The sequence below is a fragment of the Pseudonocardia sp. T1-2H genome (genome assembly GCF_038039215.1).
GTDB lineage: Bacteria > Actinomycetota > Actinomycetes > Mycobacteriales > Pseudonocardiaceae > Pseudonocardia.
Genome location: NZ_JBBPCL010000001.1, coordinates 3,914,567 through 3,933,897 on the forward strand (window position 1 = coordinate 3,914,567; position 19,331 = coordinate 3,933,897).

General features: G+C 72.1%; 21 protein-coding genes. 9 read left to right on the forward strand and 12 right to left on the reverse strand.

Going from position 1 to position 19,331, the window contains the following annotated elements; all coding sequences use genetic code 11:
* Positions 1 to 37 precede the first annotated feature (37 nt).
* The 3 genes from WBK50_RS19250 to WBK50_RS19260 all read right to left on the reverse strand — a co-directional run bounded on the left by WBK50_RS19250 (position 38) and on the right by WBK50_RS19260 (position 3,289).
* Entirely contained in the window at positions 38 to 790 is a 753-nt protein-coding gene (locus WBK50_RS19250) for a 3-hydroxyacyl-CoA dehydrogenase (protein WP_341336944.1), read from the reverse strand.
* Between the two features lie 78 nt (positions 791 to 868).
* Positions 869 to 2,017, reverse strand: a complete 1,149-nt coding sequence (locus tag WBK50_RS19255; protein WP_341336945.1) for a thiolase family protein — start codon at positions 2,015 to 2,017, stop codon at positions 869 to 871.
* Between the two features lie 156 nt (positions 2,018 to 2,173).
* Positions 2,174 to 3,289 carry an NDMA-dependent alcohol dehydrogenase gene (locus WBK50_RS19260; protein WP_341336946.1) on the reverse strand — a complete coding sequence of 372 codons (1,116 nt, stop codon included), beginning with the start codon at positions 3,287 to 3,289 and terminating at the stop codon, positions 2,174 to 2,176.
* Positions 3,290 to 3,357: 68 nt separating this feature from the next.
* Here WBK50_RS19260 and WBK50_RS35205 point away from each other — a divergent pair, with 68 nt between their 5' ends.
* The 5 genes from WBK50_RS35205 to WBK50_RS19285 are packed head-to-tail and all read left to right on the forward strand — an operon-like array spanning position 3,358 to position 8,741.
* The gene (locus WBK50_RS35205) at positions 3,358 to 4,224 is read left to right on the forward strand and encodes a class I SAM-dependent methyltransferase (protein ID WP_445942282.1); all 867 of its coding nucleotides are present in this window, start codon (positions 3,358 to 3,360) and stop codon (positions 4,222 to 4,224) included.
* The gene (locus WBK50_RS19270; RefSeq protein WP_341336948.1) at positions 4,143 to 5,003 is read left to right on the forward strand and encodes a nitrilase-related carbon-nitrogen hydrolase; all 861 of its coding nucleotides are present in this window, start codon (positions 4,143 to 4,145) and stop codon (positions 5,001 to 5,003) included. The genes WBK50_RS35205 and WBK50_RS19270 overlap by 82 nt, the downstream gene beginning before the upstream one ends.
* 32 nt (positions 5,004 to 5,035) lie before the next feature.
* On the forward strand, positions 5,036 to 6,319 hold the full coding sequence (locus WBK50_RS19275) for an aspartate aminotransferase family protein (RefSeq protein ID WP_341336949.1): 1,284 nt from the start codon (positions 5,036 to 5,038) through the stop codon (positions 6,317 to 6,319).
* Entirely contained in the window at positions 6,316 to 7,716 is a 1,401-nt protein-coding gene (gene hydA / locus WBK50_RS19280; RefSeq protein WP_341336950.1) for a dihydropyrimidinase, read from the forward strand. The genes WBK50_RS19275 and hydA overlap by 4 nt, the downstream gene beginning before the upstream one ends.
* Before the next feature lie 23 nt (positions 7,717 to 7,739).
* Positions 7,740 to 8,741: a TIGR03842 family LLM class F420-dependent oxidoreductase gene (locus tag WBK50_RS19285; RefSeq protein ID WP_341339443.1), complete on the forward strand. Its 1,002-nt coding sequence runs from the start codon at positions 7,740 to 7,742 to the stop codon at positions 8,739 to 8,741.
* A 13-nt stretch (positions 8,742 to 8,754) separates the two neighbouring features.
* Here the strand turns inward: WBK50_RS19285 and WBK50_RS19290 are convergent, their stop codons facing one another.
* The 7 genes from WBK50_RS19290 to WBK50_RS19325 all read right to left on the reverse strand — a co-directional run bounded on the left by WBK50_RS19290 (position 8,755) and on the right by WBK50_RS19325 (position 14,422).
* Positions 8,755 to 10,170, reverse strand: a complete 1,416-nt coding sequence (locus tag WBK50_RS19290) for a dicarboxylate/amino acid:cation symporter (RefSeq protein WP_341336951.1) — start codon at positions 10,168 to 10,170, stop codon at positions 8,755 to 8,757.
* 191 nt (positions 10,171 to 10,361) lie between these two features.
* The gene (locus WBK50_RS19295) at positions 10,362 to 11,375 is read right to left on the reverse strand and encodes an NAD(P)-dependent alcohol dehydrogenase (RefSeq protein ID WP_341339444.1); all 1,014 of its coding nucleotides are present in this window, start codon (positions 11,373 to 11,375) and stop codon (positions 10,362 to 10,364) included.
* 160 nt (positions 11,376 to 11,535) lie between these two features.
* Complete coding sequence (locus WBK50_RS19300) at positions 11,536 to 12,030, reverse strand: DUF1059 domain-containing protein (protein ID WP_341336952.1); 495 nt, start codon at positions 12,028 to 12,030, stop codon at positions 11,536 to 11,538.
* 52 nt (positions 12,031 to 12,082) lie between these two features.
* Positions 12,083 to 12,283 carry a hypothetical protein gene (locus tag WBK50_RS19305; RefSeq protein ID WP_341336953.1) on the reverse strand — a complete coding sequence of 67 codons (201 nt, stop codon included), beginning with the start codon at positions 12,281 to 12,283 and terminating at the stop codon, positions 12,083 to 12,085.
* Positions 12,284 to 12,456: 173 nt separating this feature from the next.
* Positions 12,457 to 13,599 (reverse strand): acyl-CoA dehydrogenase, encoded by a 1,143-nt coding sequence (locus tag WBK50_RS19315; protein ID WP_445942283.1) that lies wholly within the window; start codon positions 13,597 to 13,599, stop codon positions 12,457 to 12,459.
* The gene (locus WBK50_RS19320) at positions 13,596 to 14,264 is read right to left on the reverse strand and encodes an acyl-CoA dehydrogenase family protein (RefSeq protein WP_341336954.1); all 669 of its coding nucleotides are present in this window, start codon (positions 14,262 to 14,264) and stop codon (positions 13,596 to 13,598) included. The genes WBK50_RS19315 and WBK50_RS19320 overlap by 4 nt, the downstream gene beginning before the upstream one ends.
* A gap of 23 nt (positions 14,265 to 14,287) precedes the next feature.
* A complete protein-coding gene (locus WBK50_RS19325; RefSeq protein ID WP_297496694.1) occupies positions 14,288 to 14,422 on the reverse strand; it encodes a hypothetical protein in 135 nt (44 codons plus the stop codon).
* 130 nt (positions 14,423 to 14,552) lie between these two features.
* Here WBK50_RS19325 and WBK50_RS19330 point away from each other — a divergent pair, with 130 nt between their 5' ends.
* Together WBK50_RS19330 and WBK50_RS19335 are read left to right on the forward strand one after the other, a co-directional pair.
* Positions 14,553 to 15,689 carry an inorganic phosphate transporter gene (locus WBK50_RS19330; protein ID WP_341336955.1) on the forward strand — a complete coding sequence of 379 codons (1,137 nt, stop codon included), beginning with the start codon at positions 14,553 to 14,555 and terminating at the stop codon, positions 15,687 to 15,689.
* A 16-nt stretch (positions 15,690 to 15,705) separates the two neighbouring features.
* Entirely contained in the window at positions 15,706 to 15,951 is a 246-nt protein-coding gene (locus WBK50_RS19335; RefSeq protein ID WP_341336956.1) for a hypothetical protein, read from the forward strand.
* Positions 15,952 to 16,008: 57 nt separating this feature from the next.
* Here the strand turns inward: WBK50_RS19335 and WBK50_RS19340 are convergent, their stop codons facing one another.
* The gene (locus WBK50_RS19340) at positions 16,009 to 17,208 is read right to left on the reverse strand and encodes an acyl-CoA dehydrogenase family protein (RefSeq protein WP_341336957.1); all 1,200 of its coding nucleotides are present in this window, start codon (positions 17,206 to 17,208) and stop codon (positions 16,009 to 16,011) included.
* Positions 17,201 to 18,442: an acyl-CoA dehydrogenase family protein gene (locus tag WBK50_RS19345; RefSeq protein ID WP_341336958.1), complete on the reverse strand. Its 1,242-nt coding sequence runs from the start codon at positions 18,440 to 18,442 to the stop codon at positions 17,201 to 17,203. Before WBK50_RS19345 ends, WBK50_RS19340 begins: the two co-directional genes overlap by 8 nt.
* A 199-nt stretch (positions 18,443 to 18,641) precedes the next feature.
* Between WBK50_RS19345 and WBK50_RS19350 the strand changes: the two genes are divergently transcribed.
* The gene (locus tag WBK50_RS19350; RefSeq protein ID WP_341336959.1) at positions 18,642 to 18,992 is read left to right on the forward strand and encodes a DUF3040 domain-containing protein; all 351 of its coding nucleotides are present in this window, start codon (positions 18,642 to 18,644) and stop codon (positions 18,990 to 18,992) included.
* Between the two features lie 75 nt (positions 18,993 to 19,067).
* The gene (locus WBK50_RS19355; protein ID WP_341339446.1) at positions 19,068 to 19,331 is read left to right on the forward strand and encodes a DUF3099 domain-containing protein; all 264 of its coding nucleotides are present in this window, start codon (positions 19,068 to 19,070) and stop codon (positions 19,329 to 19,331) included.

Consider the following 19,331-nt stretch of genomic DNA (forward strand, 5'->3'; position numbering starts at 1 on the left):
TCCTTCCGGGTCGTCGGGCGGAGGGTGGGTGCGGCCGCTAGCGGGGCGCCATGCGGATGGCGCCGTCGAGCCGGATGACCTCACCGTTGAGCATCGGGTTGGCCACGATGTGCGCGGCCAGCGCGCCGTACTCCGACGGGCTTCCCAGGCGGGCCGGGTGCGGAACCTGCGCGCCCAGCGACGCCTTGGCCTCCTCCGGCAGGCCCGCCAGCAGCGGGGTGTCGAACAGGCCCGGCGCGATGGTGCAGACGCGGATCATGGCGTCGGCCAGGTCCCGCGCGATCGGCAGCGTCATGCCCACGACGCCGCCCTTCGACGCCGAGTAGGCCGCCTGCCCGATCTGCCCGTCGAACGCCGCGACCGACGCGGTGTTGACGATGACGCCGCGCTCGCCGTCGATCGGGTCCGCCTGCGCGATGCGCTCCGCGGCGAGCCGGATGACGTTGAACGTGCCGACCAGGTTGATCTGGATGATGCGGTTGAAGTCGGCGAGCGGGAACGGACCCTTCCTGCCGATCGTCTTGATCGCGTTGCCGGTGCCGGCGCAGTTGACCGCGACGCGCAGCGTGCCCAGCTCCGCCGCGACGTCCAGGGCCTCCTTGACGGAGTCCTCGCTGGTCACGTCGCCGGCGACGAACCGGACCCGGTCGCCCAGCTTGTCCACTGCCTCGGAGTTCTTGAGGTCGAGGATGACGACGCTCGCGCCGGCGTCGAGCAGCTTCTCGGTGGTGGCCAGGCCGAGGCCCGAGGCCCCGCCGGTGACCAGCGCGACCGAACCGTTGATGTCCATCGGGGGAACGAACCTCCAGGTCACAGGGGGTTGTGCGCGTGAAACCTCGCTAGAACGAGGTTTCACGCGCACAGGGGGTCAGAGCAGTTCGAGGATGGTGGCGTTGGCCTGGCCGCCGCCCTCGCACATCGTCTGCAGGCCGTAGCGGATGCCGTTGTCTCGCATGTGGTGGATCAGGGTCGTCATGATCCTGGCACCGGAACCGCCGAGCGGGTGGCCGAGCGCGATCGCTCCCCCGTTGGGGTTGAGCGACTTGGCGTCCGCGCCGATGTCGGAGAGCCACGCGAGCGGCACCGGGGCGAACGCCTCGTTGACCTCGTAGGCGCCGATCTCGTCCACCCGCAGGCCCGACTTGGCCAGCGCCTTCTGGGTGGCGGGGATCGGGGCGGTCAGCATGATCACCGGGTCCGCACCGGCCAGGACCGCGGTGTGCACGCGGACGATCGGGGTCAGGCCCAGCTCGGCGGCCTTCTCCGAGGTGGTCATCAGCAGCGCGGCGGAACCGTCGCTGATCTGCGACGAGTTGCCCGCGGTGATCGTGCCGCCCTCGGGCTTGAACACGGTCTTCAGCTTGCTCAGGCCCTCGACGGTGCCGCCGCGGCGGACGCCCTCGTCCTGGCTGACGACGGTGCCGTCCGGCAGGGTGACGGGCGCGATCTGGCCCTCGAAGCGGCCCTCGTCCTGCGCGGCGGCGGCCTTCTCGTGGCTGCCGATCGAGAACTCGTCGAGCTGGGTGCGGGTGAAGCCCCACTGCTCGGCGATCATCTCGGCGCCGACGCCCTGGTTCGGGAACTTGCCGTCGTAGCGGGCCATGAAGCGCTCGCCGAACGGGTTCTTGTCGGCGACCGCGGAGCCCATCGGGACCCGGCTCATCGACTCGACGCCGCCGGCGACGGCGACGTCGTACTGCCCGGAGATCAGGCCGGCCGCCGCGAAGTGCACGGACTGCTGCGACGACCCGCACTGCCGGTCGACGGTCACGCCGGTGACGGTCTCGGGCCAGCCCGCGGCCAGTGCCACGTTCCGGGCGATGTCGAAGGTCTGCTCACCGACCTGGGACACGCAGCCCCAGATCACGTCGTCGATCACGGCCGGGTCCACGCCGCTGCGCTCGGCGAGGGCCTGGAGCACGTGGGCGGACAGGTCCACCGGGTGGATCCCGGACAGACCGCCGTTCCGCTTGCCGACGGGGGTTCGTACCGCTTCAACGATGACTGCGTCTCGCACGCCCTGGCTCCTCTGCCTCTGGCCTGGATCGGTCCGGCCCACTCCGACGGCCTCCGCGCACGCGGCTCCGTCGCCTGCCGGTGACGCTAGCAGGGAAACAGTCAGAGTTGACCGTCCAGATGTGTGGTCTGCAGAACACTCGTTAAGATCGCCAGGTCAGAAGACGATCACGCCGCGCAGGTTGCGGCCCGCGTGCATGTCGTCGAAGCCCTTCGCGACCTCGTCGAGGGTGTAGCGGGTGGTGATCAGCTCGTCGAGCTTGAGCGCGCCCCGCCGGTAGAGCTCGAGCTGGGCCGGGATGTCCGCGGTGGGGGCACTCGCGCCGAACAGCGAGCCCTGCAGCCGCTTCTGGAACAGCACCAGCTCGGTCAGCGGGATGTCGCCCTCGCGGGTCCGCGCCTCCCCCAGCCCGACGACGACGCAGGTCCCCGCCTTGCGGACCGCCCTGAGCCCCTGCCCGACGTGCTTCCCGGTCACGACGCCGATCGTGACGATCACGGCGTCCGCACCCTGACCGTTCGTCACCGACCGGGCCAGCTCCGCCGCCTCCGCGATGTCGGGGACGGCGTGCGTCGCCCCCAGGCCCAGCGCCGAGGTCCGCTTGAACTCGACGGGGTCGACGGCGATGACGGCCGACGCCCCGGCGTGCGCGGCGCCCTGCACCGCGTTGATCCCGATCCCGCCGACGCCCATCACGATCACGACCTGCCCGGGCCGGACCTCCGCGGAGTTCACCGCCGCACCCCAGCCCGTCCCCACGCCGCATCCGGTCAGGCACGCGACCTCGAGCGGGATCGACGGGTCGACCTTCACCGCCGACGCCGTCGAGACCGTCGTGTACTCGCAGAACGTGGAGAGGCCGCACATCTGGCCGACCGGCGCGCCGTCGAGGGTGAGCCGGAAGCTCGTCGGGTCCTCCCAGCGGGCGTTCGTGGCCAGCGACGCCCCCATGTCGCACAGGTTCTGGTGGCCCGTCGCGCACCACCGGCACCGCCCGCACGAGGGCAGGAACGAGAAGACGACGTGGTCGCCCTCGGCGAAGCCCGGGGTGTTCGGCCCGACGGCCTCGACGATCCCGGCGCCCTCGTGCCCGCCGGCGAACGGCAGGATCCCGACCTTCATGTCCCCGGTGGCGTGGTGGTCGTCGGAGTGACAGAGCCCGGACGCGACCATCCGCACCCGTAGCTCGCCCTGCCGCGGATCGTCCACCTCCAGCTCGACGACCTCGAACCGACCGGGGACCTCACGCAGCACCGCACCTCGGGTCAACACCCGTCGATCTCTACACCCGTTCCGGGCCGGAAGGCCAGCCGTCCCTGTCCCGAACCGGGCCGCCTGCCATGGTCGAGATCGTCAGCAATGCTCACGACCTCGGGAGGTCACGCGTGCACGACCAGTGGGACATCACGAACGGAATCGGACTGACGGCCCTCGCGGTCGCCGCCGCCCGGGCCGTGGAGGCCGGCCGGCCGGACGCCCTCGTGCGCGACCGGTGGGCCGGCGAGTTCGTGCGGGCCGCCCGGTCGGTGGATCCCTCGGTGGGCTTCCCCGCCGGGGCGGCCGACGTCGGTGACGATGTGGAGCTCTGGCTGCCGATGACCGACTACATGGCCGTCCGCTCCCGGGTGTTCGACGACGCCCTGCTCGACGGCGTCCGGGCGGCCCGGCAGGTGGTGGTGCTCGCCGCCGGCCTCGACGTGCGGGCGTTGCGGCTGCCGTGGCCGCCCGCCGTCCAGACGTGCGGCATCGCGGCGTCGTCGGTGCGCGGCAGCAGCCGGACCCCGCCGAAGGTCACGCCCGCGGCCGGCAGCACCAGCTTGGCGAGCTCCCACGCGGCGACCAGAAGGACGAAGGCGGCGGCGGTCGTGAGCACCGTGCGCGCTCTGCTCCCCATCGACGTCCCTCCGTCGTGTGCCGGGCGTTCACCCGGACGAGAAGGCGAATACTCCGAGCCGCGGATGACGCTGGGGTTACGAACGGGTTCCCACTGCACCGTCGATCGGGCGGTTCGATCACATCGTGTCGATCACGGAACGGGCCCGGAGGTGACGGCTTCATGTCGGGTCTTGCGCTCCCCCCGCCCGGAGCGCCAGGGTTCAGGGCTTCGTGGACGAGGGGAGCCGGCGTGTCCGACAGTGCAGGGCCCGAGAGGACGGTCCGGGCCGCGATCGTGCAGACCAAGTGGACCGGCGACACCGCGTCGATGATCGAGGTCCACGAGTCCTACGCCCGCGCCGCCGCGGAGCAGGGCGCGAAGGTCATGGGCTTCCAGGAGGTCTTCAACGCGCCGTACTTCTGCCAGGTGCAGGAGGCGGAGCACTACCGCTGGTCGGAACCCGTCCCGGACGGCCCGACGACGGTGCGCATGCAGGCGCTGGCGAAGGAGACCGGGATGGTGCTCGTCGTCCCCGTCTTCGAGATCGAGAGCGCGGGCAACTACTACAACACCGCGGTCGTGATCGACGCCGACGGCACGGTGCTGGGCAAGTACCGCAAGCACCACATCCCGCAGGTCAAGGGCTTCTGGGAGAAGTACTACTTCAAGCCCGGCAACCTCGGCTGGCCGGTCTTCGAGACCGCGGTCGGCAAGGTCGGCGTCTACATCTGCTACGACCGGCACTTCCCCGAGGGCTGGCGCGCGCTGGGCCTGGCCGGGGCCGAGATCGTCTTCAACCCGTCGGCCACCAGCCGCGGGCTCTCGGCGCACCTGTGGAAGCTGGAGCAGCCCGCCGCGGCCGTCGCGAACGAGTACTTCGTCGCCGCGATCAACCGGGTGGGCGTCGAGGAGTACGGGGACAACGACTTCTACGGCACCAGCTACTTCGTGGACCCGCGCGGGCAGTTCGTCGGCGAGGTCGCCTCCGGCACGGACGAGGAGCTGCTGGTCCGGGACCTGGACCTGGACCTGATCGACGAGGTGCGTCAGCAGTGGGCCTTCTACCGGGACCGCCGCCCCGACGCGTACGGAAAGCTGGTGGAGCCGTGAGCGTCCGACGTACCACTTCCCGCGGAGGCGTCGTGAGCACCGAGCTGTACGACCGCACGCGTGCGGTCCTCCCGAAGTGGCTCGCGATCTACTACGACGAGCCGATCGAGATCGACCGCGGCGAGGGCCGCCATGTCTGGGACGCCGACGGGAACCGCTACCTGGACTTCTTCGGCGGCATCCTCACCACGATGACCGAGCACGCGTTGCCGGCCGTCACCAAGGCCGTCGCCGAGCAGGCCGGCAAGATCATCCACACGTCGACGCTGTACCTGAACCGGCCGATGGTGGAGCTGTGCGAGCAGATCGCGGCGGTCTCCGGCATCCCGGACGCCAAGGTGTTCCTGACGACGAGCGGCACCGAGGCCAACGACACCGCGCTCCTGCTGGCGGCGTCTCGGAACCGCTCCAACCAGATCCTGGCGCTGCGCAACAGCTACCACGGCCGCTCCTTCTCGACGATCGCGATCACCGGGAACAGCGCGTGGTCGCCGACCTCGCTGACGCCGTTCCAGACCTACTACGTGCACGGCGGCCAGCAGTACCGCTCCCCCTTCGCCGGGCTGTCCGACGGGGAGTTCATCGCCGCCTGTGTCGCGGACCTGAAGGAGACCCTGGACCAGGCCGGTGGGGACGTCGCCGCGCTGATCGCCGAGCCGATCCAGGGCGTCGGCGGGTTCACCTCGGGCCCGGACGGCCTGCTGGGGGCGTTCGCGGAGGTGCTGCGGGAGCGGAACATCCTGTGGATCTCCGACGAGGTCCAGACCGGGTGGGGCCGCACCGGCGAGCACTTCTGGGGGTGGCAGGCCCACGGAAGCACTCCGGACATCGTGACCTTCGCCAAGGGCGTCGGGAACGGGCTGTCGGTGGGCGGCGTGATCGCCCCGGCCGCGATCATGGACGGCCTCTCCGCCAACTCGATCTCGACCTTCGGCGGCAGCCCGCTCACCGCCGCCGGCGCCCTGGCCAACCTCCGCCACCTGCGCGAACACGACCTGCAGGCCAACGCGGCGAAGGTCGGGTCGATCCTGTTCGACGGCCTGCGCGCGCTGCGCTCCCCGATCGTCGGGGACGTCCGGGGCAAGGGGCTGATGATCGGCGTCGAGCTCGTCGAACCGGGTTCCGGCACCCCGGGGACGCCCTCGCCGCAGCTCGCGACGGCCGTCCTGCAGGGGTGCAAGGAGCGCGGGCTGCTCGTCGGCAAGGGCGGACTGAAGGGCAACGTCCTGCGCATCGCACCGCCGCTCTCGCTCACCGCGACGGAGGCGATCGAGGGCCTCGACATCCTCACCGCCGCCCTGGAGGAGGCCTCGTGAGTCGCACCGTGATCCGCGGCGGCACCGTGATCACCGCCGCCGACGAGCTCCTCGCGGACGTGCTGATCGACGGCGAGCAGGTCGTCGCGTTGACCGCCCCCGGCTCGTCGCTCGCGGAGTCCTTCAGCGCCGACACGGTCCTGGACGCGACCGGGAGGTACGTCATCCCCGGCGGCGTCGACGCGCACACGCACATGGAGATGCCGTTCGGCGGCACCTACGCCTCGGACACGTTCGAGACGGGCACCCGGGCCGCGGCCTGGGGCGGCACGACGACGATCATCGACTTCCCGATCCAGACCGTCGGCAGGTCGCTGCGCGAGGGCCTCGACGCCTGGCACGCCAAGGCCGACGGCAACTGTGCGATCGACTACGGCTTCCACATGATCCTCTCCGACGTCACCGAGTCGTCGCTCAAGGAGATGGAGTCCCTGGTCGACGAGGGGATCACCAGCTTCAAGCTGTTCATGGCCTACCCCGGCGTCTTCTACAGCGACGACGGCCGCATCCTGCGGGCGATGCAGAAGGCCGGGGACATCGGCGGCCTGATGATGATCCACGCGGAGAACGGGATCGCGATCGACGTGCTCGTCGAGCAGGCGCTCGCCCGCGGCCAGACCGACCCCCGCTACCACGGCGACGTCCGGCACGCGTTGCTCGAGGCCGAGGCCACGCACCGGGCGATCCAGCTCGCGCGGGTGGCCGGCGCGCCGCTCTACGTCGTGCACCTGTCGGCGTCAGAGGCCCTCGCGGAGATCGCGAACGCCCGCGAGCTGGGCGTCAACGCGTTCGCCGAGACCTGCCCGCAGTACCTGTTCCTGTCCACGGACGACCTGGCCCGGCCGGGGTTCGAGGGCGCCAAGTACGTCTGCTCGACGCCGTTGCGGCCGGCCGAACACCAGGCCGCGCTGTGGCGGGGGCTCCGCAACGACGACCTCTCCGTGGTCTCCACGGACCACTGCCCGTTCTGCTTCAAGGGGCAGAAGGACCTGGGCCTCGGGGACTTCTCCAAGATCCCCAACGGGTTGCCGGGTGTCGAGACCCGGATGGACCTGCTGCACCAGGCAGTCGTCGACGGGCACATCGGCCGGCGTCGGTGGATCGAGCTGGCCTGCGCGACACCCGCGCGGATGTTCGGGATGTATCCGAAGAAGGGCACGATCGCGCCCGGCTCGGACGCGGACGTCGTGATCTACGACCCCACGGCGCGGCAGACCCTCTCGGCCGGGACCCACCACATGGCCGTCGACTACTCGCCGTACGAGGGCAAGGTGACCACCGGGAAGGCGGAGACGGTGCTCTCCCGCGGCCGGGTGATCGTCTCCGGCGGTGAGTACCTCGGGTCGGCCGGGCACGGCCGCTTCGTGCCGCGCTCGACCTGCCAGTACCTGCGCTGAGAGGACGACACATGGGCAGTGACATGACCGTGGGGCTGGTACTGCAGACGGACCCGCCGGCGTCGACCGTCGTCGACCTGATGGTGCGCGCGGAGGAGCTGGGGTTCAGCCACGGCTGGACCTTCGACTCGCACGTGCTCTGGCAGGAACCGTTCGTGATCTACAGCCGGATCCTGGAGCGGACGTCCCGGCTGGTCGTCGGGCCGATGGTGACGAACCCGGGCACCCGCGACTGGACGGTCCTGGCGTCGCTGTTCGCGACGCTCGACGACATGTTCGGCCCGCGCACGGTCTGCGGGATCGGACGCGGGGACTCGGCGGTGCGGGTGCAGGGCCGGCCGCCGACGACGCTGGCCCGGCTGGAGTCGTCGATCGAGGTGATCCGTGGGCTCACCGCGGGCGCCTCCGTCGACCTGGGCGGGACGCCGGTGCAGATCCCGTGGGTCGCTCCCGGCAGTCCCGCCGTGCCGGTGTGGGTCGCGGGCTACGGGCCCAAGGCGCTGGCGCTGGCCGGGCGGTGTGCGGACGGGTTCATCCTGCAGCTCGCCGACCCGTACCTGGTGGAGTGGACGATCAAGACCGTGCGGGCGGCGGCGGCCGAGGCGGGCCGGGACCCGGACGCGATCACGATGTGCGTCGCGGCGCCGGCGTACGTCACGGACGATCTGGCGCACGCCCGGGACCAGTGCCGGTGGTTCGGCGGGATGGTCGGCAACCACGTCGCGGACCTGGTGACCCGGTACGGCGAGTCCTCGGCGGCGGTCCCGGCGGAGCTCACCGGCTACATCAAGGGTCGCGACGGCTACGACTACAGCCACCACGGCCGCGCCGGGAACACGTCGACGAACTTCGTCCCGGACGAGGTCGTCGACCGGTTCTGCCTCCTCGGACCCGCCTCGGCCCAGCGGGACCGCCTCGCGGAGCTGGCGAGCCTGGGCGTGGACCAGTTCGCTATCTACGCGATGCACGACGACCGCGAGCGCACGATCGAGCAGTACGGCTCGGCTGTGCTGCCGCACCTGTGAGTGCGGAGCCTCGCTAGAACGAGGATCCGCACTCACAACCGGCCCTGACCTGCGTGATCAGGTTCGGGCGGCCGAGGAGCTCGGCGTCGGCGCGCGGCGCCGGGGCGTCGGCGGACGCGACATCGGGGGCGGGTCGCTCACCGCGCGTCACGGCGTCGTCGAGCAGGCCCGTCTGCCGCGCGACCAGGGTCGGCACCACGATCTGACCGGCGACGTTCGTGGCCGTCCGGATCATGTCCATGATCGGGTCGATGCCGTAGACGACCGCGACCCCGACCGCGATGACCTCCGGCGGCAGGCCGATCGCACCCATCGTGAGCGTCAGCATCGTGAACCAGCCGGTGGTCCCGGCCGTGGCCAACGCGCCGAACACCGCGACCAGCGCGATCACGACGTACTGCCACACCGCGAGCTGGATACCCGAGATGTGCGCGATGAAGATCGTCGCGATCGCCGGGTAGATCGCTGCGCAGCCGTCCATCTTCGTGGTGGTGCCGAGCGGCACCGCGAAGGCCGCGTAACCCGGCTCGACGCCGAGGTCCACGGCCGCCTTGCGGCTCATCGGCAGCGACGCGCCCGACGAGCGCGAGACGAAGGCGAACTGCAGGGTCGGCCAGGTGACCGCGAAGAACCGTCGCGGGCTGACGCGTCCGACCGTGCGCAGGAGGAGCGGGTACACGCCGAAGAGCACCAGCAGGCAGCCGACGTAGACGGCCACGACGAGGGACAGCAGCGGCGCGACGAAGCCGGTGCCGTAGGTGGCGAAGGCGTTGCCGATCAGGCCGAGCACGCCGATCGGGGCGAGCCGGACGATCCAGCCGACGATCTTCTGCACGATGTCGAAGACGGACCGGGTGAGGGTGACGAACGGTGCGGCGCGCTCACCGAGCGCATAGGCCGCGACGCCGACGAGAACCGCGACGAACACGACCTGCAGCACGTTGCCGTCGGCGAAGGCGGAGAACAGGTTCTCCGGCACCAGGTCCTGCAGGATCCGGCTCCACGAGCCGGGGGTGCGGGAGGCGAGCTTCTCGACGGTCGCGGGATCGGCCTGCAGCCGCACGCCCTCCCCGGGCCGTCCGATCAGCCCGATGGCGAGCCCGATGGTGACGGCGATCAGGGAGGTCGCGGCGAACCAGGCGAGGGTGCGCCCGCCGAGGCGGGCCGCGGTGCGGGCGCCGCCGAGGGCGCGGAGGCTGCTGATGCCCACGACGATCGCGGTGAACACGAGCGGCACAACCGTGAACTGCAGCAACGTCGTGAACACGCTGCCGACGGTCTTCAGCGTGCCCGCGAGCCACTGCTGGCCGGTGGTGCGGGCGAGCAGGCCCAGCAGGGCGCCAAGGACGAGGCCGGTGAGGGTGAGGGCGCCGAACACGCGGGGACGGGACCAGGCGCGGGCGAGACGGGCGGGGGACGGGAGGGACACGGGCGGGCTCCGGGAGTGCGGGTCGGACTGGCGGCCGGGCGGGTCAGGAACCCGGACAGGCCGTCGCCCGCCGGCGGCCGAAGTCGATCGTCCGCCGGCGGGTCAGCAGAACGCGTAGTCCCCCGGTCACGTCTGCGTGGAACCGTCCCGAACGGACCGGCCATTCCGTGGGCAGGGGTGATCTTCGCGACTCACTCCCCCGGCCGGACCACGCCCTTCACCGCGTTCGGGTCCTTCGCGAAGGCGGTGAGGGCGGCCTCGGACTCCGCCAGGCCGAAGTGGCCCGTCACCAGCGCGTCCAGGTTCACCCGGCCGGACGCGGCGAGAGCGATCGCGGCGGGCCAGGTGTTGGCGTAGCGGAACGTTCCGGTCAGCTCGACCTCCCTGCGCTGCAGTGCCGACAGCGGCACCGGGATCTCGTCGCTCCCGGTCCCGACGAGGACCGCCCGGCCCGCCGGGGCGACGACGTCGAGGGCGGCGCGGGTGGCGCCCGGGTTGCCCGAGCACTCCAGCAGAACGGTCGGGGCGAGGCCCGCGTCCCGGAGCGGGGTCTCGGTGACGTCCAGGACGGCGGTCGCGCCGAGTGTCGCGGCAAGGGCGAGCCGGTGGGCGTTGACGTCCGCGACGACGATCTCCGCTGCTCCGGCGGCCGCTGCGACCTGGGCCGCGACCAGCCCGATCGGCCCGGCGCCGTTCACCAGCACCCGGCTCCCCGGACCGACGTGGCCCTTCTGCGTCGCCCACACCCCGACCGACAGCGGCTCGAGCAGAGCCGCGGCGTCGTCGCCGAGGGTGTCCGGGACGGGATGGGCGAACGCCTCGTGCACGACGACGTACTCGGCGAGCGCCCCGTCGACGGGTGGGGTCGCGAAGAACGCCATGTTCGGGCAGAGGTTGTAGCGGCCGGCGAGGCACTCGGTACACGTGAAGTCCGGGCGGCCCGGCTCGATCGACACCCGCGCGCCGAGCCCGACCCGGGTGACGCCCGTCCCCAGCCCGACGACCTCGCCCGCGGGCTCGTGCCCCAGGACCAGCGGGGACTCGACGACGAACTCGCCGATCCGGCCGTGCTCGTAGTAGTGCACGTCGGAGCCGCAGACCCCGACCGCCGTCACCCGCACCAGGACCTCGCCCGGCCCGGGCTCGGGGACGGGGCGCTCCTCGAGCACGATCTCGTGGACGTCCCGCAACACCGCGACCCGCATGTCCGCCATGCTGCGAGTGTGTCGCGCGGCCGGACGGCCCGACAGCGCCGTCCGGGTGCGCGCCGGGGCCGCCCGCGTCGAGCTGATGTGGGACGAGCGGGCCTGGCCGTCGCGGACGAGACGCCGGCCGGGGCGCGGCCGAGGAGGACGGGTGCCCCGGTCAGTACACGGTGATCTGCCGGACGATCAGGTCGTGGAACCCGGGGTCCCCTTCGCAGAGCTCGCGGAGCATCTCGGCGAACCGGGTGGTGGCCGGGTGCTTGGAGTTGGCCATGGCGGAGTCGAGGTCCGGGAAGCCCACGATCTGCACGTACCGGTCCTGCTCCGCGCGGTTCGCGCAGGTGACGGACCAACGGGCGGTGCGATCCGCACCGATCGCGTCGGCCCAGGCGCCCTCGGTGCGCTCGAAGTCCTCCATCCTCCGCGTGCGGAAGTCGATGAGCTGCACGAACGCGCCCGGCTCGAGCTCCAGGGCCGCGGCCGGCGTCAGAGCGCTCCGCAGGCCGTCGCGCAGCTCGTCGTCGTCGGTGTGGCCGTGCACGTCGACGGCGTGGGCGGCCGCGGCGCGCAGCACCTCCTCGGTCTCCCCTGTCAGGGTCAGCGAGCAGTTCGCCTCGCTGGGCATGGTGCGGCAGTCGATGGTCATCCTGGCCATGGCTTCTCCTCTCGGAAGGACGGGTGACGACGGTGGCGAGATGCGGGGCCGCTCACGGACGCAGCTCGAGCACCATGTTCACCGGCGTCTCGGTGGCGCGCCGGAACCCGGTGAAGCCCGCTTCCTCCGCGACGGCCCGGAGCCGGGCCTCGCCGGCCTGGGCCCCGAGGGCGGCCCCCACGTCCTGGGAGAGCGACACGGGCGTGCAGATCGAGGTGGACGCCGCGTAGAACAGCCGGCCGATCGGGTTCATGTTGTCCGCGACCGGCGATCGCGCCGAGCTCGGTGATCACCTGCCCGACGAACGCCTCCAGCTTGTCCGCGTCCACTGCGCGCACGTCAGCTCACCTCCAGGGAGTCGGACTCGTGATCGAACCCCTCCACGTGAGGTGCGGACATACGTAGTTCGTGCCGGATGCCGGGCGGCTAGAGCGCCGGTCCACCTAGCCCGGGGTCAGAACCACTCGTTCTGCATGTCCAGGGTCGTGCGGTCGAGTGACGCGAGCAGGTCCAGCTGCGGACCCGTCCGCGGCAGCTCGTAGCGGAAGAAGAAGCGGGCGGCGGCGCGCTTGCCGTCGTAGAACTCCCCGGACTTCTCCCCGCCGCGAGCAGCTGTTCCAGCCACAGCCACGCCACGACGACGTGCCCGACCGCCTCCAGGTAGACCGAGGCGTTGGCCAACGCCACCTCCGGGTCGCCGCCGGCCCACAACGCGGCGGTCACCTCACCGACCCGGCGCACCACCGCGTCGAGCCGCTCGGCGTGCTCCCCCGCCTCCCCGCCGGCCGCCCGTGCCTTCTCGACGGTCGCGCCGATGGTTGCGCTCAGCAGCCGCAGACCGGCGCCGCCGGCCATGACGACCTTGCGGCCCAGCAGGTCCAGCCCGTGGATGCCGTGCGTGCCCTCGTGGATCGCGTTGAGCCGGTTGTCCCGGTAGAGCTGCTCGACGTCGTACTCGCGGGTGTAGCCGTAGCCGCCGTGGACCTGGATCGCGAGGTCGTTCGCCGCGAGGCACCACTGCGAGGGCCAGCTCTTCGCGATCGGGGTGAGCACCTCGAGCAGGAGGTTCGCCCGGGCCTTCTCCTCGTCCGTCCCGGCGGTCAGCTCCTCGTCCAGCAACCGCGCGCAGTAGAGGACCAGCGCGAGGCCGCCCTCCGCGTAGCACTTGGCCGCGAGCAGCATCCGACGCACGTCGGGGTGCGCCACGATCGGCACCTGCGGCGCGGCCGGGTCCTTCGCCGCGACCGGGCGGCCCTGCGGCCGGGAGCGCGCGTAGTCCAGGGCGTGCAGGTAGCCGGCGTAGCCGAGGGCCACGGCGCCGGCCCCGACGCCGACCCGGGCCTCGTTCATCATGTGGAACATGTAGGCGAGCCCGCGGTGCTCCTCGCCGACCAGGTACCCGACCGCGCCGGGCTCCCCGCCGGGCGTCCACTTCCCCTCGCCGAAGTTCAGCAGCGTGTTCACGGTGCCGCGGTAGCCCATCTTGTGGTTGAGCCCGACGAGCGCGATGTCGTTGCGCTCCTCGTTCGCCAGGATCTTCGGCACGATGAACAGCGAGATGCCCTTCACGCCGGGCGGACCCCCGGGATCTTCGCCAGCACCAGGTGGACGATGTTCCCGGACAGCTCGTGCTCGCCGCCGGAGATCCACATCTTGGTGCCGGTGATCCGGTAGGTGCCGTCGTCCTGCGGTACCGCCCGGGTGGTGACGTCGGTGAGTGACGAGCCGGCCTGCGGTTCCGACAGGCACATCGTCCCGAAGTACCTGCCCTCGACCATCGGCCGGACCCAGGTGTCGATCTGCTCCCGCGTCCCGTGCGCGAGCAGCAGGTTCGCATTCGCCACCGTCAGGAACGGATAGGCGGACGTGCCGATGTTGGCCGCCTGGAACCACAGGAAGCAGGCCTGCACGACCACCGCCGGCAGCTGCATACCGCCGACCTCGGCGTCCATCCCGGCGCCGAGGATCCCGGTCTCGGCGAAGACGTCCAGCGCGGCCTTCACCTCGGGCAGGATCTCGACCCGCTCGCCGTCGAACACGGGTTCGTTCGTGTCCGAGAGCTTGCGGTGCGGGAGGAAGTGCTCGGTCGCGACCTCCGCCGCGAGGTCCAGGGCCGCGGCGAAGGTGTCCCGGTCGTGCTCGGCGTAGCGCTCCCGCTTCGTCAGCGAATCGACGTCGAGCCACTCGTGGAGGAGGAAGTCGAGGTCCCGGCGCGACATCAGCAGTGAGCGCATGGCGCTCACCCTGCCACGCGGTTTCACTCCACTGCGAGGTCCGTCCCGCACCGCTCGCACCGCGTCGGCCGGGCCTCGGTCAGGAAGCCCCCGCACTCGGGGCAGACCCGGTCCAGCCAGCAGACCGGGTCGCCGCCGACGTCCTCGTCCGGATCCACCCCTGGATGGTCCCTCACCGGCAGCCGGACCGCTGGGCGCGTCGCCCCCGGCGTTGGTTCTCCGTTCATCTGCTGTTCGCCCACGGTGCCTACCGTTTCACGTGGCAACACCTTCGGAGGAACCCCTGACATGGACGTGTCCGTGATGGTCGTCGTGGTCGTCGTGACCGCGCTGATCTTCGACTTCACCAACGGCTTCCACGACACGGCCAACGCCATGGCCACGTCCATCGCCACCGGGGCCCTGAGACCCAAGGTCGCCGTCCTCGTCGCGGGCGTGCTGAACCTGGTCGGCGCGTTCCTCTCGGTGGAGGTCGCCCGGACGATCTCGAGCGGACTCGTCGACGAAACCAGGATCACCCCGGTGGTGATCTTCGCCGGCCTGGTCGGCGCGATCCTGTGGAACCTGCTCACCTGGCTGCTCGGCCTGCCCTCGAGCTCGTCGCACGCGCTGTTCGGTGGCCTGATCGGCGCGTCGATCGTCGCCGCAGGCACCGGCGCGGTGCACTTCGGCGCGGTGCTGAGCAAGGTCGTCGTCCCGGCCGTGATCTCCCCCGTGCTCGCCGGCGTCGTCGCCCTGATCGGCACCTACATCGCCTACCGCAGCACCGCCCGCGCGGACGAGGGCACCGTCACCCGCGGTTTCCGGGCCGGGCAGGTCGTGTCCGCCTCCATGGTCGCGCTGGCGCACGGGACCAACGACGCGCAGAAGACGATGGGCATCATCACCCTGACCCTGATCACCGCCGGGGTGCTGGCCCCGGACTCCGGGCCGCCGTTCTGGGTGATCCTCGCTGCCGGCCTGGCCATCGCGATCGGCACCTACGTCGGCGGCTGGCGGATCATCCGGACGCTGGGCAAGCGCGTCAGCGACATCGAGACCCCGCAGGGCTTCGCCGCCGAGACCTCCTCGACGGCAGTCATCCTGGCCTCGTCCCACCTGGGCTTCGCCCTGTCGACCACCCAGGTCGCCACGGGTGCGATCTTCGGTGCCGGCGCCGGCCGGCGGCTGGCCTCGGTGCGCTGGGGCGTGGCCGGGCAGATGGCCGTCGCCTGGATCCTGACGCTGCCGGCTGCCGCGCTCGTCGGCGCCGCAGCCGCCTGGGTCGCCTCGGCCGGCACCTTCGGCACGGTGGTCGTGGCGGTCGTCGGGGTGGCCGTCGCCGCCGGGATCTACGCCGCTTCGCGCCGCAGGCCGATCACCGCGGACAACGTCAACGAGGTCCCGACGCCCGTGGCGGCCGAGCCCGTCGCCGCCGCTCGGTGAGAGAGGAGGAACACCGATGACCCTCGCCTGGGGTTCCCTGCTGGTCGTCTGCGTGGTCTCGCTGGTCGCCGGGGTCGCGGTGTGCGCCCTGGTCTCGTTCGCCCTGGTCGGACTGTCCGCCCGCACGCCGCGACCGGTCGGCGGGCCGGACGACGGCGCCCGGCCCGCCCTGAGCCCGCGCGCCGGCACAGCGATCGCCGTGCTGTGCCTGGGCGCGACCCTGCTGATCGTGGGTTACGGCCTCTACATCGTCATCGCCTGACCCCGGACATCCCCCGAGCGCCGGTCCCGAGGGACCGGCGCTCCTGTCGTGCCCGGTCTACAGGACGCCGGTCGCCACCGGAGGCGGAGGCAGGCGACCGATCGACGGGTCGAGGACCGACGCCGCGATCCGGCCCCGGTGCGCCTCCGCGCTGCCCAGCAGGGCGGCGTCGGTGATCGCCCGCTTGTAGTACAGATGCGCCTGGTACTCCCAGGTGAAGCCGATGCCCCCGTGCAGCTGCACGGTCCCGGACGCGACGTCGACGAAGGCGTCCGAGCAGGTGGCCTGGGCGATACTCGCGGCGAGCCACGGGTCGTCCGTGCCGTCCTGCAGCGCCCATGCCGCGTGGTAGGCGGCGGAGCGGGCGTGCTCGACGGACACGAGCATGTCCGCGAGGCGGTGCTTCACCGCCTGGAAAGAGCCGATGGGCCGGCCGAACTGCAGCCGCTCCTTCGCGTACCCGACGGTCAGGTCCAGCAGGTGCTGCGCCCCGCCGACCTGCTCCGCCGCCAGCAGCGTCGCCCCGACGTCGAGGGCGTGCGCGCAGACCCGCTCCGCCTCCTCCGGCCCGGCGAGCAGCCGCGCCGGGGCGTCGGTGAGCCGGACCGTGGCCTGCCGGCGGGTCATGTCGAGCGTGGAGAGCACCTGCCGCTCGACGCCGGCCGCGTCGCCCTCCACGACGAACAGCGCGACGCCGTCCGGTCCGCTGGCCGCGACGAGCAGGACGTCCGCCGCGGCGGCGTCGACCACCCGCTCGACCACGCCCGTCAGTCCCCAGCCGTCCCCGGACCGCGTCGCGCCGACCGTCAGGGACGTCGGGTCGAACCGGCCCCCGCGGTCCGCCACGGCGAACGCCGCCGTGCGCGCGCCCTCGACCAGGGGCTCCAGCGTCTCGGACCGCACCGGCCCTTCGGACGACGCGACGAGCGCCGGGATCGCGAGCCCGACCGTGCCGAACACGGGACCGCAGAACAACGCCGCCCCGAGCTCCTCGACGACCACGGCCTGGTCGACCAGTGTGCCCCCCGCGCCGCCCAGCTCCTCGGGCACCGCCAGGCCCAGGACCCCCAGCTCCGCCCCGAGGCGGGCCCACGACTTGGGGTCGTACCCGGTGGGCGACTCCATCAACGCCCGCACCGTCGCCTCGTCCGAGAACTCGGCACAGAACTTGCGTACCGCGCGTCGCAGCTCCTGCTGCTCGTCGGTGAAGGCGAACTCGGTGTTCGCGAGTTCGGGGTTCTCGGCCTGCTCAGCCACGGGGCACCTCGCGCCAGGGTCGGTCGGAGTCGGCGCGCATGTCCCCGGGCAGGCCGAGGATGCGTTCGCCGAGGATGTTGCGCAGCACCTCGGAGGTGCCGCCCTCGATGGTGTTGGCCCGCGAGCGCAGGAACCGCTGCTGGATCGGGCCGCGGTAGTCCTCGTTGCGGGTGATGTCGCGGAGCGTGTAGTCGCCGTAGACGGTGCCCTCCGCGCCGAGCAGGTCCATGCAGAACTCGTAGATCTGCTGGTTGAGCTCGGCGCCGACCAGCTTGCCGACCGAGCCCTCGGGTCCCGGGCCCTTCGCCGTCGCGGTCGCCCGGGACCGCTCGCCGGTGAGTCGCTGGGCCTCCGCCTTCGTCCACAGCCTGGCCAGCCGGTCCCGCAGGATCGGGGTGTGCAGGTCCGGGCGGTCCGCCCAGAGCGCGACCGCGTCCGCGATGGTGCCCGTACCCCGGCGGCTGGAGCCCCCGCCGATCGCGGTCCGCTCGTTCATCAGCGTGGTCATGGCGACCCGCCAGCCCGCGCCGACGGCACCGAGGCGGTGCGCGTCCGGGATGCGGGCGTCGTTCATGTAGACCTCGTTGAACTCCGCCTGGCCGGTCATCTGGCGCAGCGGACGCGTCTCGACGCCGGGCGCGCGCATGTCGAGGACGAAGTAGGTGAGGCCCTTGTGCTTGGGCACGTCCGGATCCGTGCGCGCGAGCAGCAGCGCCCAGTTCGCCCGGTGGGCCAGGCTGGTCCAGACCTTCTGCCCGTTGACGACCCACTCGTCGCCGTCGCGCACCGCGGACGTCGCGAGGCCGGCGAGGTCCGAGCCCGCACCCGGCTCGGAGAACAGCTGGCACCAGATGTCCTCGGTGGTGGCCAGCGGCCGGAGCCACTCGGCCGCCCGGTCCGGGGTCTGGGCGTGTTCGCGCAGCGTCGGCGCGGCCATCCCGTAGCCGATGGGGTTCAGGGCGAACGGCGTGGGGCCGCCCGCGTCCTGCAGGATCGCGTCCGCGTTCGCCTGCAGCCCGCGCGAGACGCCCAGGCCGCCGAGGCCCACGGGGAAGTGCACCCAGGAGAGCCCGGCGTCGAAGCACGCGCCCAGGAACTCCCTCTGCGAGACCGAACGGGGGTCGTGGTCCTGCACGACCTTCCGCGCGGCCTCCTCCACCCGGGCGGCGTCGCCCGCCGGCCCGGACCGCGGCTCCGGGCCCGAGTTGACCACTGTGTCAGCACCCACGCTCATGCTACGGACGGTATCCGGCCGGGCGCCTGGACGCGAGAGGCGATTGCATTAAACGGGGCTCCCCTCGGAGGTGCTCTGCACGCCGCCCACGCCGTACGGAGTGGTTGTGGGTGCGAATGACCCTGTTTCGCGTGGTCCGTACGGGGGCAGGACGTCCGCCGAGGTGTGAAGCTCGCCGGGAATCGGGTACCAACGAGGGGTGACCCCTCCCGAGTCCCGACCCCCTCGCCTCACCGAGGCGGAGCAGCGCCAGCTCGACGAGCTGGAGCGCCGCCTCGCGAACCAGTTCCCCGACCTCGCCGGGAACTTCTCCGGCGGCCGCCCGCCCCGGCTCGAACGGCGGCGCGTCGCGATCGTGCTCGCGGCCGCCGGCGTGGCCCTGATCGTGCTCGCCGCGGTCGTCGGCGGTGTGGGCGGCGCCCTCGCGGTGCTGTGCAGCCTGGCCGCCACCGCCGGCGTCGTCGCGCTGCTGCATCGCCGTGCGGCGCGCCCCGGCCCGCAGTCGGGCCCCGGCGCGAGGCGCGCGGACTCCGGCGCCACCGGGAGCTGACCCGCCCCTGTCCGCCCGAGCGCGCCGCGGCGATCCGCCGCTGATCACCGACGCGGAGCCCTCCCCGAAGAGCGGCTGCGCCGGCGGAAGCGCACGTACGTCGTGATCATGGTGATCCACATCGTGGGGTTCGGGGTGGGTGGGGCGCTCTACGAGGTCGCGCGGGAGATCGGCCTCGTCCTGTTGCTCGTGACGATCCCGCTGCCCTGGATCGCGGTGGTCCTGGCGAACGACGACGGGCCGCTGTCACCGCGCAGGCTCCGCCGACGCCGCGCGGCACGTGGGCGCACCGAGCTGGATCCGGAACGGGACGTGGGGTCACCGCCGGACCGCTCCTGA

Bases quoted from the DNA above. Each gene is read 5' to 3' on its own strand.
- WBK50_RS19250 (WP_341336944.1), bottom strand. From the start codon at position 790: ATGGACATCAACGGTTCGGTCGCGCTGGTCACCGGCGGGGCCTCGGGC.
- WBK50_RS35205 (WP_445942282.1), top strand. From the start codon at position 3,358: ATGGTCGAGATCGTCAGCAATGCTCACGACCTCGGGAGGTCACGCGTG.
- WBK50_RS19285 (WP_341339443.1), top strand. From the start codon at position 7,740: ATGACCGTGGGGCTGGTACTGCAGACGGACCCGCCGGCGTCGACCGTC.
- WBK50_RS19295 (WP_341339444.1), bottom strand. From the start codon at position 11,375: ATGCGGGTCGCGGTGTTGCGGGACGTCCACGAGATCGTGCTCGAGGAG.
- WBK50_RS19300 (WP_341336952.1), bottom strand. From the start codon at position 12,030: ATGGCCAGGATGACCATCGACTGCCGCACCATGCCCAGCGAGGCGAAC.
- WBK50_RS19305 (WP_341336953.1), bottom strand. From the start codon at position 12,283: ATGAACCCGATCGGCCGGCTGTTCTACGCGGCGTCCACCTCGATCTGC.
- WBK50_RS19320 (WP_341336954.1), bottom strand. From the start codon at position 14,264: ATGCGCTCACTGCTGATGTCGCGCCGGGACCTCGACTTCCTCCTCCAC.
- WBK50_RS19330 (WP_341336955.1), top strand. From the start codon at position 14,553: ATGGACGTGTCCGTGATGGTCGTCGTGGTCGTCGTGACCGCGCTGATC.
- WBK50_RS19335 (WP_341336956.1), top strand. From the start codon at position 15,706: ATGACCCTCGCCTGGGGTTCCCTGCTGGTCGTCTGCGTGGTCTCGCTG.
- WBK50_RS19345 (WP_341336958.1), bottom strand. From the start codon at position 18,442: ATGAGCGTGGGTGCTGACACAGTGGTCAACTCGGGCCCGGAGCCGCGG.